Source organism: Streptomyces sp. NPDC093544 (genome assembly GCF_040683495.1).
Taxonomy (GTDB): domain Bacteria; phylum Actinomycetota; class Actinomycetes; order Streptomycetales; family Streptomycetaceae; genus Streptomyces.
Map to the genome: position 1 here is coordinate 255,805 of NZ_JBFBEA010000013.1, position 13,766 is coordinate 269,570.

At 70.6% G+C, this 13,766-nt stretch carries 11 protein-coding genes; 4 read left to right on the plus strand and 7 right to left on the minus strand.

Translation table 11 applies throughout. The features are described 5' to 3' along the window. Positions 1–154 precede the first annotated feature (154 nt). Entirely contained in the window at positions 155–562 is a 408-nt protein-coding gene (locus AB0N66_RS21785; protein ID WP_365437432.1) for a hypothetical protein, read from the plus strand. Positions 563–784: 222 nt separating this feature from the next. Here AB0N66_RS21785 and AB0N66_RS21790 read toward each other — a convergent pair whose 3' ends face one another. The 3 genes from AB0N66_RS21790 to deoC are packed head-to-tail and all read right to left on the minus strand — an operon-like array spanning position 785 to position 4,132. Continuing rightward, positions 785–1,720, minus strand: a complete 936-nt coding sequence (locus tag AB0N66_RS21790) for an aldehyde dehydrogenase family protein (RefSeq protein ID WP_365437435.1) — start codon at positions 1,718–1,720, stop codon at positions 785–787. Beyond that, positions 1,713–3,164, minus strand: a complete 1,452-nt coding sequence (locus AB0N66_RS21795) for an aldehyde dehydrogenase family protein (RefSeq protein WP_365437438.1) — start codon at positions 3,162–3,164, stop codon at positions 1,713–1,715. The genes AB0N66_RS21790 and AB0N66_RS21795 overlap by 8 nt, the downstream gene beginning before the upstream one ends. A 5-nt stretch (positions 3,165–3,169) precedes the next feature. Continuing rightward, the gene (gene deoC / locus AB0N66_RS21800; RefSeq protein ID WP_365437441.1) at positions 3,170–4,132 is read right to left on the minus strand and encodes a deoxyribose-phosphate aldolase; all 963 of its coding nucleotides are present in this window, start codon (positions 4,130–4,132) and stop codon (positions 3,170–3,172) included. Positions 4,133–4,940: 808 nt separating this feature from the next. Here deoC and AB0N66_RS21805 point away from each other — a divergent pair. Then, positions 4,941–5,582, plus strand: coding sequence for a PH domain-containing protein (locus AB0N66_RS21805; RefSeq protein ID WP_365437444.1), 642 nt, complete (start codon positions 4,941–4,943; stop codon positions 5,580–5,582). Positions 5,583–5,692: 110 nt separating this feature from the next. On the opposite strand, the gene AB0N66_RS21810 is transcribed toward AB0N66_RS21805, so the two are convergent. From AB0N66_RS21810 to AB0N66_RS21820, 3 genes are all read right to left on the minus strand, one after another. Beyond that, positions 5,693–7,324 (minus strand): phospho-sugar mutase, encoded by a 1,632-nt coding sequence (locus AB0N66_RS21810; RefSeq protein ID WP_365437447.1) that lies wholly within the window; start codon positions 7,322–7,324, stop codon positions 5,693–5,695. A gap of 215 nt (positions 7,325–7,539) precedes the next feature. Next, entirely contained in the window at positions 7,540–8,364 is an 825-nt protein-coding gene (locus AB0N66_RS21815; RefSeq protein WP_365437450.1) for a purine-nucleoside phosphorylase, read from the minus strand. A gap of 159 nt (positions 8,365–8,523) precedes the next feature. After that, the gene (locus AB0N66_RS21820; RefSeq protein WP_266455309.1) at positions 8,524–8,961 is read right to left on the minus strand and encodes a gamma-glutamylcyclotransferase; all 438 of its coding nucleotides are present in this window, start codon (positions 8,959–8,961) and stop codon (positions 8,524–8,526) included. Between the two features lie 130 nt (positions 8,962–9,091). On the opposite strand from AB0N66_RS21820, the gene AB0N66_RS21825 reads away from it, so the two are divergent. Together AB0N66_RS21825 and AB0N66_RS21830 are read left to right on the plus strand one after the other, a co-directional pair. Continuing rightward, positions 9,092–10,540, plus strand: coding sequence for an NAD(P)H-quinone dehydrogenase (locus AB0N66_RS21825; protein ID WP_365437454.1), 1,449 nt, complete (start codon positions 9,092–9,094; stop codon positions 10,538–10,540). Between the two features lie 166 nt (positions 10,541–10,706). After that, the gene (locus AB0N66_RS21830) at positions 10,707–11,672 is read left to right on the plus strand and encodes a DeoR/GlpR family DNA-binding transcription regulator (protein WP_365437457.1); all 966 of its coding nucleotides are present in this window, start codon (positions 10,707–10,709) and stop codon (positions 11,670–11,672) included. A 146-nt stretch (positions 11,673–11,818) separates the two neighbouring features. Here the strand turns inward: AB0N66_RS21830 and AB0N66_RS21835 are convergent, their stop codons facing one another. Next, a complete protein-coding gene (locus AB0N66_RS21835) occupies positions 11,819–13,591 on the minus strand; it encodes a biotin carboxylase N-terminal domain-containing protein (protein ID WP_365437460.1) in 1,773 nt (590 codons plus the stop codon). Positions 13,592–13,766: the final 175 nt, after the last annotated feature.

Sequence of the window (13,766 nt, forward strand, 5' to 3'; positions counted from 1 at the left end):
GGACCGGTGCTGGCGCGGTGGATGGACTGACTGGCGGTGATATGCCTGTTGGGCCGCACAGGGGAATCCCTTGTCCCGGCCGCCCACAGGAGCCATCGGGTCAACTACTCTGCGTGCAAATACAGTTGCTCTCCGCTCCCGAAGAGGAAACCTGATGGTGCGACACGCAGCCCAGCAGACCAACCTGGCCCGCACGACCGCGCGCATCGCCGCCGCGGTCGGCGTGGTCGCTGCCGGTGCGGCCGGCGCCGCCCCGGCCGTCGCTGACACGGACCCCGTCGTGGACGTCGTGCGCACCCGGCCGACCTCGCTCGGCAAGATCGACCCGCAGGCGGGTCTTGCGGTCCTGACCGGCACGGTGGGGTACGTCACCGGTCCCGTCGCGGGCCTGAAGCCCAACCCGCTGGCGGGCACCGGGGTCGACCCCCTCGACAACGGAGTCGCCACCCAGCTGGCCGACTTCAAGCCGCTGTCGTCGCAGGCCCTGACGCGGCCGCTGGCGCAGGCGCCCTCGGTGGGGAGCATTCCGGTGGTCGGGCAGGTCGCGGGGCTGTTGCGCTGAGTGTGCGGTGCCGGGCGAGCTGCGCTGAGTGTGCGGCGCCGGGCATGTGGCGCCGGGCATGTGGCGCCGGAACACAAGAGAGCCGCGCTTTCCCTGGACGGAGGGAAGCGCGGCTCTCTCGTGAACGGGACCCCGGGGACACGGATCGGGGTCCCGGGCTTCGGGTCCTGGGACTCAGGTCTCGGGTCTCGGGTCTGGGACTCGGGACGCGGGCCCCTGGGCTCAGTACGACGATCCGGAGGCGCCCAGTGCGCCCGTCGGGTGCCAGACCGTCTTCGTTTCCAGGAAGGCGGTGAGGCGCTCGGTGCCCGGCGTCTCGGAGTAATCCACAGCCTGTGGACGGAGGACTCGCTTCAGGTTGTCCGCCGCCGCGATCTCCAGTTCCTTCGCGAGTACGGCGTCGGCGCCGGTCAGGTCGATCGCGTTGACGTCCTGGTGCGCGGCCAGCGGGGCCGCGATCTCCGCCGTCCTGCCGGAGAGGACGTTGACGACACCGCCGGGGAGGTCGGAGGTCGCCAGGACCTCGCCCAGCGACAGCGCCGGCAGCGGGGACTTCTCGCTCGCGATCACGATCACCGTGTTGCCGGTCGCGATCACCGGGGCGATCACCGAGATCAGGCCCAGGAACGAGGACTCCTGGGGGGCCAGGACGGTGACCACGCCTGTCGGCTCCGGGGTGGAGAGGTTGAAGTACGGGCCCGCGACCGGGTTGGCGCCGCCGACCACCTGGGCGATCTTGTCGGTCCAGCCCGCGTACCAGACCCAGCGGTCGATGGCCGCGTCGACGACAGCCGCGGCCTTGGACTTCGATAGCCCCTCCGCGTCCGCGACCTCACCTACGAACTGGTCCTTGCGGCCCTCCAGCATCTCCGCGATGCGGTAGAGGATCTGGCCGCGGTTGTACGCCGTGGCCCCGGACCAGCCGCCGAACGCCTTGCGGGCGGCCACCACCGCGTCGCGGGCGTCCTTGCGGGACGAGAGGGGGGCGTTGGCCAGCCACTTGCCTTTGGAGTCGGTCACCTCGTACACCCGGCCGCTCTCGCTGCGAGGGAACTTGCCCCCGACGTACAGCTTGTAGGTCTTGAAGACGCTCAGACGGGTCTGTTCCGACTTCTCGGGCTTCTCGGGCTTCACAGTCTTCTCGGGCTTTTCAGACATCGAGGTACGCCTCCAGGCCGTGGCGACCGCCCTCGCGGCCGAAGCCCGACTCCTTGTAACCGCCGAACGGCGAGGTGGGGTCGAACTTGTTGAACGTGTTGGACCAGATGACGCCCGCGCGGAGCTTGCCCGCGACCGCGAGAATCCGGGAGCCCTTCTCCGTCCAGATGCCGGCGGAGAGGCCGTACTGGGAGTTGTTGGCCTTGGCCACAGCCTCGTCCGGGGTGCGGAAGCTGAGGACGGACAGGACCGGGCCGAAGATCTCGTCGCGGGCGACGGTGTGCGCCTGGGTGACGTTCGTGAAGAGCGTCGGGGCGAACCAGTAGCCGGACGAGGGGAGTTCGCAGGGCGCGGACCAGCGCTCGGCGCCCTCCGCCTCGCCCTGCTCGACGAGCGTGGTGATGCGGGACAGCTGCTCGGCGGAGTTGATCGCGCCGATGTCCGTGTTCTTGTCGAGGGGGTCGCCGAGGCGGAGAGTTGCGAGGCGGCGCTTGAGAGAGTCCAGCAACTCGTCCTGGATCGACTCCTGTACGAGGAGGCGGCTGCCCGCGCAGCAGACCTGGCCCTGGTTGAAGAAGATGCCGGTGACGATGCCCTCGACGGCCTGGTCGATGGGGGCGTCGTCGAAGACGATGTTCGCGCCCTTGCCGCCGAGTTCGAGCGTGACCTTCTTGGTCGTGCCGGCCACCTGGCGGGCGATCGCCTTGCCGACGGCGGTGGAGCCGGTGAAGGCCACCTTGTTCACGTCGGGGTGCGCGACGAGTGCGGCGCCCGTGTCGCCGTATCCCGGAAGGATGTTGACGACGCCCTTGGGCAGGCCCGCCTGGCGGCAGATGTCCGCGAAGAAGAGGGCGGAGAGGGGGGTTGTCTCGGCTGGCTTGAGGACCACGGTGTTGCCGGTGGCGAGCGCGGGGGCGATCTTCCACGCCAGCATCAGGAGGGGGAAGTTCCAGGGGATGACCTGGCCCGCGACGCCGAGGGGTCGCGGGTTCGCGCCGAAGCCCGCGTGGTCGAGCTTGTCGGCCCAGCCCGCGTAGTAGAAGAAGTGCGCGGCTACGAGGGGGAGGTCGGCGTCCCTCGTCTCCTTGATGGGCTTGCCGTTGTCGAGGGTTTCGAGGACGGCGAGCTCGCGGGAGCGCTCCTGGATGATCCGGGCGATGCGGAACAGGTACTTGGCGCGCTCGGAGCCGGGCAGTGCCGACCACTTCTCGAACGCCCTGCGGGCCGCCTTGACGGCGCGGTCGACGTCCGCCTCGCCCGCCTGGGCGATCTCGGCGAGGACCTCTTCGGTGGACGGGCTGACCGTCTTGAAGACCTTGCCGTCGGCGGCCTCGGTGAACTCGCCGTCGATGAACAGGCCGTACGAGGGCGCGATGTCGACGACGGAGCGGGACTCGGGCGCGGGTGCGTACTCGAATGCGGATGACCGCTTGTCCATGGTCATGGTGATCAGTCCACCGTCACGTAGTCGGGGCCGGAGTAGCGGCCGGTGGCCAGCTTCTGACGCTGCATCAGCAGGTCGTTCAGGAGCGAGGACGCGCCGAAGCGGAACCAGTGGTTGTCCAGCCAGTCCTCGCCCGCGGTCTCGTTGACCAGGACGAGGAACTTGATCGCGTCCTTGGTCGTACGGATGCCGCCGGCCGGCTTCACGCCGATCTGGACGCCGGTCTGGGCGCGGAAGTCGCGTACGGCTTCCAGCATGAGCAGCGTGTTCGCCGGGGTTGCGTTCACGGCCACCTTGCCGGTGGAGGTCTTGATGAAGTCGGCGCCGGCCAGCATGCCGAGCCAGCTGGCGCGGCGGATGTTGTCGTACGTCGACAGCTCGCCCGTCTCGAAGATGACCTTGAGGCGGGCGCTGGTCCCGCAGGTCTCCTTCACGGCGGTGATCTCGTCGTACACCTTCAGGTACTTGCCCGCGAGGAACGCTCCGCGGTCGATGACCATGTCGATCTCGTCGGCGCCCGCGGCGATGGCGTCCCGTACGTCGGCCAGCTTGACGTCGAGGGCGGCTCGGCCGGCGGGGAAGGCGGTGGCGACGGAGGCGACCTTCACGCCGGAGCCGGCGACGGCTTCCTTGGCGGTGGCCACCATGTCGGGATAGACGCAGACCGCGGCCGCGGCGGGGGCCGTACGGTCGGTCGGGTCCGGGCGGACCGCCTTGGCGCCGAGCGCCCGGACCTTGCCCGGGGTGTCCGCGCCTTCCAGCGTCGTCAGGTCGACCATCGAGATGGCGAGGTCGATGGCGTACGCCTTGGCCGTGGTCTTGATGGAACGGGTGCCGAGCGAGGCGGCGCGCGCCTCCAGGCCGACCGCGTCTACGCCGGGGAGCCCGTGGAGGAAGCGGCGCAGCGTGCTGTCGGACGCGGTTACGTCGCCGAGTGCGTGTGCAGCAGCGGGTGCAGTGGTGGGCATGGTCACTAGCCGAGCATATCTACGCGCGTAGCGGCTGTACAGCCCTGGGGGTTGTCTGACGCTGGGTGGGTGCGCTGGGTGGGTGCCTGCGGGTGGGTGCCTGGGGTCGGGTGCCTGGGGTCCGGTGGGTGGGTCGGGGCCGGGGGCCGGTACATCCGCCCGTCGCCGCCGGATCAGGCGTTGGGCGGGAGGCGAGGGGTCCGGTGACGCGAACGTAAGCGACGGGCATGTGATGTACCGGCCCCCGGCCCCTTCCGTGGTCAATCGGGTGCGGGTGGCATCAACGCTTTCCAGCCCCAGCCCCAGCCCCAGCCCCAGCCCCAGCCCCAGCCCCAGCCCCAGCCCCGGCCCCGGCCCCGGCCCCGGCCTGCGCGGCCTGTGCGGCGTTTGAGGGTGGGGTGGTGCCGTCCCGATCCCCGACGCACCGATCCCCGACCCACCCACCCGTGACGCGCCCACCCGGGACCCATCCACCTGTGACCCGCCCACCGCTGACCCGCCCACCGCCGACCCGCGGCCCACCCACCCGCGGTCGACCCGCCCGCGTTCCCCACCCACCCGTGGGGGCTGCACTCTCCAGCCCTGGCCAGGAAGTTTCAGCCCGTCCGGCGTTTGAGGACGAGCCCTTCGGGCGAACGGGGGGTCTGGGGGCGGAGCCCCCAGGTACGGGACGGGTAGGGGCGGAGGGGGCGAAAAGAAGCGTTCTGCTCGCACACCCGCGCCGGGTGCCCGGGGGAGTAGGGCCGGGGAAGGGAGGGGAGAGGCACCCGGCAGGGGGACGGAAGACGCGTCGGGCAGAATCGGGGGCATGACGACCCCGGATCACCAGTCACCCACGCCGGACGCCTCGCGACCCGAGTCGAAGGACCGGATCTACCGGTCGCCCGCCGGCATGGCGGGCGGCGCCCTGGTGCTGGCCCTCGTGGGCTGGCTCGGCATCGACGCGCTGGTGTCGGGGAACGACCGCGTCCCATGGCTGGCGCTCGCCGGGATGATCCTGATCATCCCGCTGGTGAGCGCCTTCACCCTGCGCCCCGCGGTCTACGCGAACGAGGACCGGCTGCGCATCCGCAACCCGTGGCGCGTCATCGTGCTGCCCTGGGCCAAGGTCGCCTCCCTGAAGTCGGGATACTCGAACGAGGCCGTCGACACGACCGGCGCCAAGTACCAGCTGTGGGCGGTGCCCGTCTCGCTGCGCGGCCGCAAGAAGGTGGCAAGGCAGCAGGCGCGGTCCACCGCCCCGGGCGGCAGAGGCCGTACGCACACCGCCGTGCAGGAGCCCACCCCCGCGCAGACCGACCAGATCATGGGCGACCTGCGCGAACTGGCCCGGGCCAGGGGTGCCGCCGAGGGCTCGCAGGGCGAGGTGAGCGTGCGGTGGGCGTACGAGGTGATCGCGCCCGTGGTCGCCGGAGCGGTGCTGCTCGCGGTGCTGCTGGCTATGGGCTGACCGGGCGGGCCTGACCCTCGTCGCGTCCTAACGGGTCAGGACAGCACTGAGGTTTGAGTGAGTGACAGGGACGCGGAAGGCCCACCTGTGCGGTGGGCCCGCGTTCGTCGTCAGATGCCTGCCGCGGCAGACAGGTCCTGCTTGATCTTCGTCAGCAGATCCCGTGCCTTGGCGTGGGCGGACGGGAGCTTGTCCCGGGTGCCCACCGGCACCACGACCTCCAAGTAGCACTTCAGTTTCGGCTCGGTCCCGCTGGGCCGGACGATGACGCGTGCGCCCTCCAGGGTGTAGCGCAGCCCGTCCGTGGGCGGGAGGGTGTCCGTGCCCTTCGTCAGGTCCTCGGCCTTGGTGATCGCCAGGCCCGCGAGCCGCGTGGGCGGCTGCTCGCGCAGGCGCCGCATGGCGTTCGTGATCAGCGAGAGGTCCTCGACGCGGACCGAGAGCTGGTCGGTGGCGTGCAGGCCGTACTCGACGGCGATGTCGTCGAGGAGGTCGAGGAGCGTGCGGTTCTGGGACTTGAGTTCGGAGGCGAGTTCCGTGATCAGCAGGGCCGCCGTGATGCCGTCCTTGTCGCGTACGCCGTCGGGGTCGACGCAGTAGCCGAGCGCCTCCTCGTACCCGTACCGAAGGCCGTCGACGCGGGCGATCCACTTGAAGCCGGTGAGGGTCTCCTCGTACGGCAGCCCCGCCTTCTCGGCGATCCGGCCCAGGAGTGAGGAGGAGACGATCGACTCGGCGAACGTGCCCTGTGCCCCGCGCTTCACCAGGTGCTGGGCGAGCAGCGCGCCCACCTCGTCACCACGCAGCATCCGCCAGCCGGCGCCGTCCCTGACGGCCACGGCGCAGCGGTCCGCGTCCGGGTCGTTCGCGATGATCAGATCCGGCTCGGTCTCGCGGGCCTTGGCGAAGGCGAGGTCCATCGCGCCGGGCTCTTCCGGGTTCGGGAACGCGACCGTCGGGAAGTCCGGGTCCGGTTCCGCCTGTTCGGCGACGAGGACGGGCTCCGGGAAGCCGGCCCGCGCGAACGCCGCGAGGAGGGTGTCCTTGCCGACGCCGTGCATCGCCGTATAGACGGTGCGGGCCGTGCGGGGGGAGCCCGCGGCGAGTACGGCGTCCGTGCGGGCCAGGTAGGCCTCCAGGACACCGTCGTCGAGGATTTCCCAGCCGCTGTGCGGGCGGGGGACGTCGGCGAGCGCGTGGACCGCGTCGATCTCGGCGGCGATCTCGGCGTCGGCCGGCGGGACGATCTGCGAACCGTCGCCCAGGTACACCTTGTAGCCGTTGTCGCGGGGCGGGTTGTGGCTGGCGGTGACCTCCACGCCCGCCACCGCGCCGAGGTGCCTTATGGCGTACGCGAGGACGGGGGTGGGGAGGGGGTGGGGGAGTACGGCGGCGCGGAGGCCCGCGCCCGTCATGACGGCGGCCGTGTCCCGGGCGAAGTCCTCGGACTTGTGGCGGGCGTCGTAGCCGATGACGACCAGGCCGTCGGTCTGTCCCTTGCCCTTGAGGTACGCCGCGAGGCCGGCGGCCGCCCGGATCACCACGGCGCGGTTCATTCGCATCGGGCCCGCGCCGAGTTCGCCGCGCAGGCCCGCCGTGCCGAACTGGAGAGTGCCGCTGAACCGTGCGGTGAGCTCCGCCGTGTCCCCGGTGTCGATGAGCTTCGCGAGCTCCTCACGGGTCTCCGCGTCGGGGTCCTCCGCCAGCCACGCCTTGGCCCGCGCGATGAGTTCGTCCTGCACGTGGGGTGCGCCTCTCTGTTCGTTCGTACGTATGTACGTTGCTGCTGTGTACCCGGTTTTTTCGCCCCCTCCGCCCCTACCTGTCCCGTACTTCCGGGGCTACGCCCCGTTTCAGCCCGTCCGGCGTTTGTGGACGAGCGCGTTCAGCGCGATACGGGGGTCTGGGGGCGGAGCCCCCAGGTACGGGACGGGTAGGGGCGGACGGGGCGAGCGAACTACAGCCGGTCCAGCACCTTGGTGAGAAGCTCCCCCATGCGGGTCGCCGAGTCGCGCCCCGCCTGGAGAACCTCCTCGTGGTTCAACGGCTCGCCCGTCATCCCGGCGGCGAGGTTGGTGACGAGCGAGATGCCGAGCACCTCGGCGCCGGCCTCGCGGGCGGCGATGGCCTCCAGCGTCGTCGACATGCCCACCAGGTCGGCTCCGATCACCCGGGCCATCCGGATCTCGGCCGGCGTCTCGTAGTGCGGCCCGGGGAACTGCGCGTACACGCCCTCCTCCAGGCTGGCGTCGATCTCCTTGCACAGGGCGCGCAGCCGGGGCGAGTACAGATCGGTGAGGTCGACGAAGTTCGCGCCGATGATCGGCGAGGTGGCCGTCAGGTTGATGTGGTCGCTGATCAGGACCGGCTGTCCGGGGCGCATGCCCTCGCGCAGCCCGCCGCAGCCGTTGGTGAGCACGATGGTCTTGCAGCCGGCGGCGACGGCGGTACGGACGCCGTGCGCGACGGCGGCGACACCGCGGCCTTCGTAGTAGTGGGTGCGGCCCAGGAAGACCAGCGCCCTCTTGTCGCCGATCTTGTACGAGCGGACCTGGCCGCCGTGGCCCTCGACAGCCGGCGGGGGGAACCCGGGCAGCGCGGTGACCGGGAACTCGGCCTCGGGTGTGCCGAGCGCGTCCACGGCCGGCGCCCAGCCGGAGCCCATCACGAGGGCGACGTCGTGGGTCTCGGCGCCCGTGAGCTCACGCAGGCGCGTGGCGGCGGCGTCGGCGGCGGCGTGGGGGTCGCCCTGGATGTCGTCCGGAAGGAGAGATGCGTTCACGCGCATGAGGGTAGCTGGTCCAGGCCTACGCGCGTAGATGACAGAGCTCACGGTCTTGCGATCGTTGTCTTGTCGTTTCCAACAAGCGCCGCAGGAGCGTTTCCCACAAAGGGGCGGATAAATAGGCAGATAAGGGGCCGGGTGGGGTTCGTGCCCGGCTCAGCAGGGGCGTTTGCGCAGCTCCATCACGTAGTCATGGGGTGCCCCGGCCGATTCGGCGGCGTCGGCGAGCTCTCCCAGGTACCGCGCCGAGGGGAGTCCCCCCTCGTATCCGTTGAGTACGTACACCCACGCGGCTTCCTCGCCCTCCAGCGTGTGCACCCGTACCCGCATCCGGCGGTAGATGTCGAGCCCCACGCCCTCCCACCGGTCCATGGAGTCCTCGTCCAGGGGCGCGATGTCGTACAGCGTCACGAAGACCTGGGACCGCGGTGCCTCGACGATCGTCGCCAGCGCGCCTTCCCAGCCCATGTGCTCGCCCCCGAACGTCAGCCGCCAGTCGTTCAGCCAGCCGGTGGCGCGCAGCGGCGAGTGCGGTGCGCGGCGCGTCATGAGCCGCGGGTCGAGATTGCCGGCGTATGCGGCGTAGAGCGACATGGGGTCGAGAGTACGGCAGCAATCACGTGGGTCTCTCGCGTAACAGCCGGGGGCTCCCGCGTAACAGAAGGAGCTCGAATGACGCAGACCCCGGGCCCCGCGGCGGAAGCACCTTGAGGCGTGCGGGACAATGGAGTACGTGACTCGGATCGTGATCATTGGTGGCGGACCCGGCGGATACGAGGCGGCCCTCGTGGCCGCCCAGCTCGGCGCGGAGGTGACCGTCGTCGACTGCGACGGTCTGGGCGGGGCGTCGGTGCTCACCGACTGCGTCCCGTCGAAGACCCTCATCGCGACGGCCGAGGTGATGACCACCTTCGACTCGTCGTACGAGGAACTCGGCATCATCGTCGCCGACGACACTCCACCCATCGACGCACCCGCGCGGGTCGTCGGCGTCGACCTCGGCAAGGTCAACCGCCGGGTGAAGCGCCTGGCGCTCGCGCAGTCGCACGACATCACGGCCTCCGTGACGCGGGCCGGCGCCCGTGTCCTGCGCGGTCGCGGACGCCTCGCGGGCATGCAGTCACTGGACGGCTCGCGCAAGGTGATCGTGCGGTCCGCGGACGGCACCGAGGAGACCCTCACCGCCGACGCCGTGCTCATCGCCACCGGCGCACACCCGCGCGAGCTGCCCGACGCACAGCCCGACGGCGAGCGGATCCTGAACTGGACCCAGGTGTACGACCTCGACGAACTCCCGGACGAGCTCATCGTGGTCGGCTCCGGTGTCACCGGCGCCGAGTTCGCCGGCGCCTACCAGGCACTCGGCTCACGCGTCACGCTGGTATCCAGCCGCGACCGCGTGCTGCCCGGCGAGGACCCGGACGCCGCCGCCGTCCTGGAGGACGTCTTCCGCCGCCGTGGCATGAACGTCATGGCGCGCTCCCGCGCCGAGTCCGCCAAGCGGGTCGGCGACCGGGTCGAGGTCACCCTCTCCGACGGCCGGGTCATCAGCGGCTCGCACTGCCTGATGGCCGTCGGCGCCATCCCGAACAGCAGCGGGATGGGCCTGGAGGAGGCCGGCGTCAGGGTCAGGGACTCCGGGCACATCTGGACCGACAAGGTCTCACGGACCTCCGCTCCCGGTGTGTACGCCGCCGGTGACGTGACCGGCGTCTTCGCCCTCGCGTCCGTCGCCGCCATGCAGGGCCGCATCGCCATGTACCACTTCCTCGGCGACGCGGTGGCCCCGCTGAACCTGAAGACCGTCTCCTCGAACGTCTTCACCGACCCGGAGATCGCCACCGTCGGCTACTCGCAGGCCGACGTCGACGGGGGCAAGATCGACGCCCGCGTCGTCAAGCTGCCGCTCCTGCGCAACCCGCGCGCCAAGATGCAGGGCATCCGGGACGGCTTCGTCAAGATCTTCTGCCGCCCGGGTACCGGAATCGTGGTGGGCGGCGTGGTCGTGTCCCCGCACGCCTCGGAACTGATCCACCCCATCTCGATCGCGGTCGACAACAATCTGACGGTCGAACAGATCGCGAACGCGTTCACCGTGTATCCGTCACTGTCGGGCTCCATCGCCGAAGTGGCACGGCAGTTGCACACGCGGAAGACCGAGGGCGGCAGCTGAGGCCTACGGCGACTCTCCGCTGGTCACGGGGAGTTGTCGCCCATTCGTACGGCATAGGCGGCGCGAGTAGGCGCGTATACCACTCCGCGCCCTGCCATGCGAACAACTTCTGTTATTCGGCGCAAACTGCTGAAAGCAGACGGTCGTTGGGGTTACTGTCAGTTTCGTGTTCGCTGCAGAACGTCGCCAATTGATCCTCGAAATGGTGCGAGCGAACGGGGCCGTGTCGCTCCGTGAGCTCGCCCGCGTCGTCCAGACCTCCGAAGTGACCGTACGGCGGGACGTGCGCGCACTGGAGGCAGAAGGACTCCTCGACCGCCGGCATGGCGGTGCGGTATTGCCGGGCGGGTTCACGCGAGAATCCGGCTTTCCGCAGAAATCACATCTCGCGACCGCCGAGAAGACGGCCATCGCCGATCTCGCCGCAGGTCTTGTCGAAGAGGGCGAGGCCATCGTGGTGGGCGCGGGGACCACCACGCAGGAGCTGGCTCGCCGGCTCGCGCGGGTACCCGGGCTGACCGTCGTCACCAACTCCCTGCTGGTGGCCCAGGCGTTGGCCCACGCCAACCGGGTGGAAGTCGTGATGACCGGCGGCACCCTGCGCGGTTCCAACTACGCCCTGGTCGGGTCAGGGGCCGAGCAGTCCCTCCAGGGGCTGCGGGTCTCCCGGGCCTTCCTCTCCGGAAGCGGACTGACCGCCGAGCGCGGCCTGTCCACGTCCAACATGCTGTCGGCCTCGGTCGACCGGGCGCTCGTCCAGGCCGCAGCGGAGGTCGTCGTCCTCGCCGACCACACCAAGCTCGGTACGGACACGATGTTCCAGACGGTCCCGACCGATCTGATCACCCGCCTGGTCACCGACGAGCCCCCCGCCCACGACGACCGCGCCCTCACCGAACTGCAGGCCCTGGCCGACCAGGGCGTACAGATCGCGGTCGCCGGGTCATCAGCGGGCGGCGGCGCGGGAGGTGATCCCGTCCCGGCGGGGCGCCCGCCACGCCGGGACATGCCGCTCCCGGGACCGCGCCGCGGCCAGGTCCCCGGCACGGCGCCCCAGTTGCGCTCGGCCACGGTCCTCGGCGAGCAGCCCCCCGGGGAGCGAGCGAGGGTGGCGGACCTGCGCCGCCGCTGACCGTCTCCGGCGGGGCGCAAGCGGAGTACCGAGCCGTGGACGCCGGACGGGGAAAGCCGAAGCGCCCGGCGGACTGACTGCTCCAGTCCGACAGGCGCTTCGGGATGTCGTACGACCGTCTCGTACGGGTGGGACCTTAAGGGCCGTCAGTCCTTGATCTCGCAGATCGCGGCGCCGGAGGTGAGGGAGGCGCCGACCTCGGCGCTGAGGCCCTTGATGGTGCCGGAGCGGTGGGCGTTGAGGGGCTGCTCCATCTTCATGGCCTCCAGGACGACGATGAGGTCGCCTTCCTTGACCTCCTGGCCCTCCTCGACGGCCACTTTGACGATGGTGCCCTGCATGGGGGAGGCGAGGGTGTCGCCCGAGGCCACCGGCCCGGACTTCTTGGCCGCCCGGCGCTTGGGCTTGGCGCCCGCCGCGAGACCGGTGCGGGCCAGCGACATGCCGAGCGAGTAGGGCAGCGAGACCTCAAGACGCTTGCCGCCGACCTCGACGACGATCGTCTCGCGGTCCGCCTCGTCCTCGGTCTCGGTGTCGGCGGAGGCGGTGAAGGCGGGGATCTCGTTGACGAACTCGGTCTCGATCCACCGGGTGTGGACCGTGAACGGCTCGGTGGACCCGGTCAGTTCGGGGGCGAACGCCGGGTCCTTGACGACCGCGCGGTGGAAGGGGATGGCGGTGGCCATGCCCTCGACGGTGAACTCCCCGAGGGCGCGCGCGGCGCGCTGGAGCGCCTGCTCGCGGGTGGCGCCGGTGACGATCAGCTTGGCCAGGAGGGAGTCCCAGGCGGGGCCGATGACGCTGCCGGACTCGACGCCGGCGTCCAGGCGGACGCCCGGGCCGGACGGCGGGTCGAACACGGTGACCGTGCCGGGGGCCGGGAGGAAGCCTCGCCCCGGGTCCTCGCCGTTGATGCGGAACTCGAAGGAGTGGCCGCGCAGTTCGGGGTCGCCGTAGCCCAGTTCCTCGCCGTCGGCGATGCGGAACATCTCGCGTACCAGGTCGATGCCGGCGACTTCTTCGGTGACCGGGTGCTCGACCTGGAGACGGGTGTTGACCTCCAGGAAGGAGATCGTGCCGTCCGTGCCGACCAGGAACTCCACGGTGCCCGCGCCGACATAGCCGGCTTCCTTCAGGATCGCCTTGGAGGAGGCGTACAGCTCCTCGACCTGGGCGTCGGAAAGGAAGGGCGCGGGGGCCTCCTCGACCAGCTTCTGGTGGCGGCGCTGGAGGGAGCAGTCACGCGTCGACACGACGACCACGTTGCCGTGGGAGTCGGCCAGGCACTGCGTCTCCACGTGCCGGGGCTTGTCCAGGTAGCGCTCCACGAAGCACTCGCCGCGTCCGAAGGCGGCGACCGCCTCACGTACGGCGGAGTCGTACAGCTCGGGCACCTCTTCGAGGGTGCGGGCGACCTTCAGACCGCGACCGCCGCCACCGAAGGCGGCCTTGATCGCGATCGGCAGTCCGTGCTCCTCGGCGAACGCGACGACCTCGTCGGAGCCGGACACCGGGTCAGGGGTGCCGGCCACCAGAGGCGCCCCGGCGCGCTGCGCGATGTGACGGGCGGCGACCTTGTCACCAAGATCGCGGATCGCCTGCGGCGGCGGGCCGATCCACACCAGGCCGGCGTCGAGCACCGCCTGCGCGAATTCCGCGTTCTCGGAAAGGAAGCCGTAACCGGGGTGGATGGCGTCCGCCCCCGAATCCTTGGCGGCCTGGAGCACCTTGGCGACGTCCAGGTAGCTGGTGGCCGGGGTGTCACCGCCCAATGCGAACGCTTCGTCCGCCGCACGGACATGCGAAGCGTCCCGGTCCGGTTCCGCATAGACGGCAACGCTCGCGATGCCGGCATCCCGGCACGCTCGGGCCACGCGGACAGCGATTTCGCCACGGTTGGCGATGAGCACCTTGCGCACGATGGCTCCCTCCTTGAAACAAGCCGAGTTTAGGGACTGCCGACACGACCTTTCGACCCGTCCCCAATGGTGAGCTTGCCCACACGGAGCGTGATTCGAGGCGCGCTCGACCCGCGAAATCCCTTGTCGCGCCACGGCACACGGGATCCCTTGTCTGAACCCTAGCCCTCCTCTG

Bases quoted from the DNA above. Each gene is read 5' to 3' on its own strand.
- AB0N66_RS21785 (WP_365437432.1), top strand. From the start codon at position 155: ATGGTGCGACACGCAGCCCAGCAGACCAACCTGGCCCGCACGACCGCG.
- AB0N66_RS21790 (WP_365437435.1), bottom strand. From the start codon at position 1,720: ATGTCTGAAAAGCCCGAGAAGACTGTGAAGCCCGAGAAGCCCGAGAAG.
- AB0N66_RS21795 (WP_365437438.1), bottom strand. From the start codon at position 3,164: ATGACCATGGACAAGCGGTCATCCGCATTCGAGTACGCACCCGCGCCC.
- deoC (WP_365437441.1), bottom strand. From the start codon at position 4,132: ATGCCCACCACTGCACCCGCTGCTGCACACGCACTCGGCGACGTAACC.
- AB0N66_RS21805 (WP_365437444.1), top strand. From the start codon at position 4,941: ATGACGACCCCGGATCACCAGTCACCCACGCCGGACGCCTCGCGACCC.
- AB0N66_RS21820 (WP_266455309.1), bottom strand. From the start codon at position 8,961: ATGTCGCTCTACGCCGCATACGCCGGCAATCTCGACCCGCGGCTCATG.
- AB0N66_RS21825 (WP_365437454.1), top strand. From the start codon at position 9,092: ATGGAGTACGTGACTCGGATCGTGATCATTGGTGGCGGACCCGGCGGA.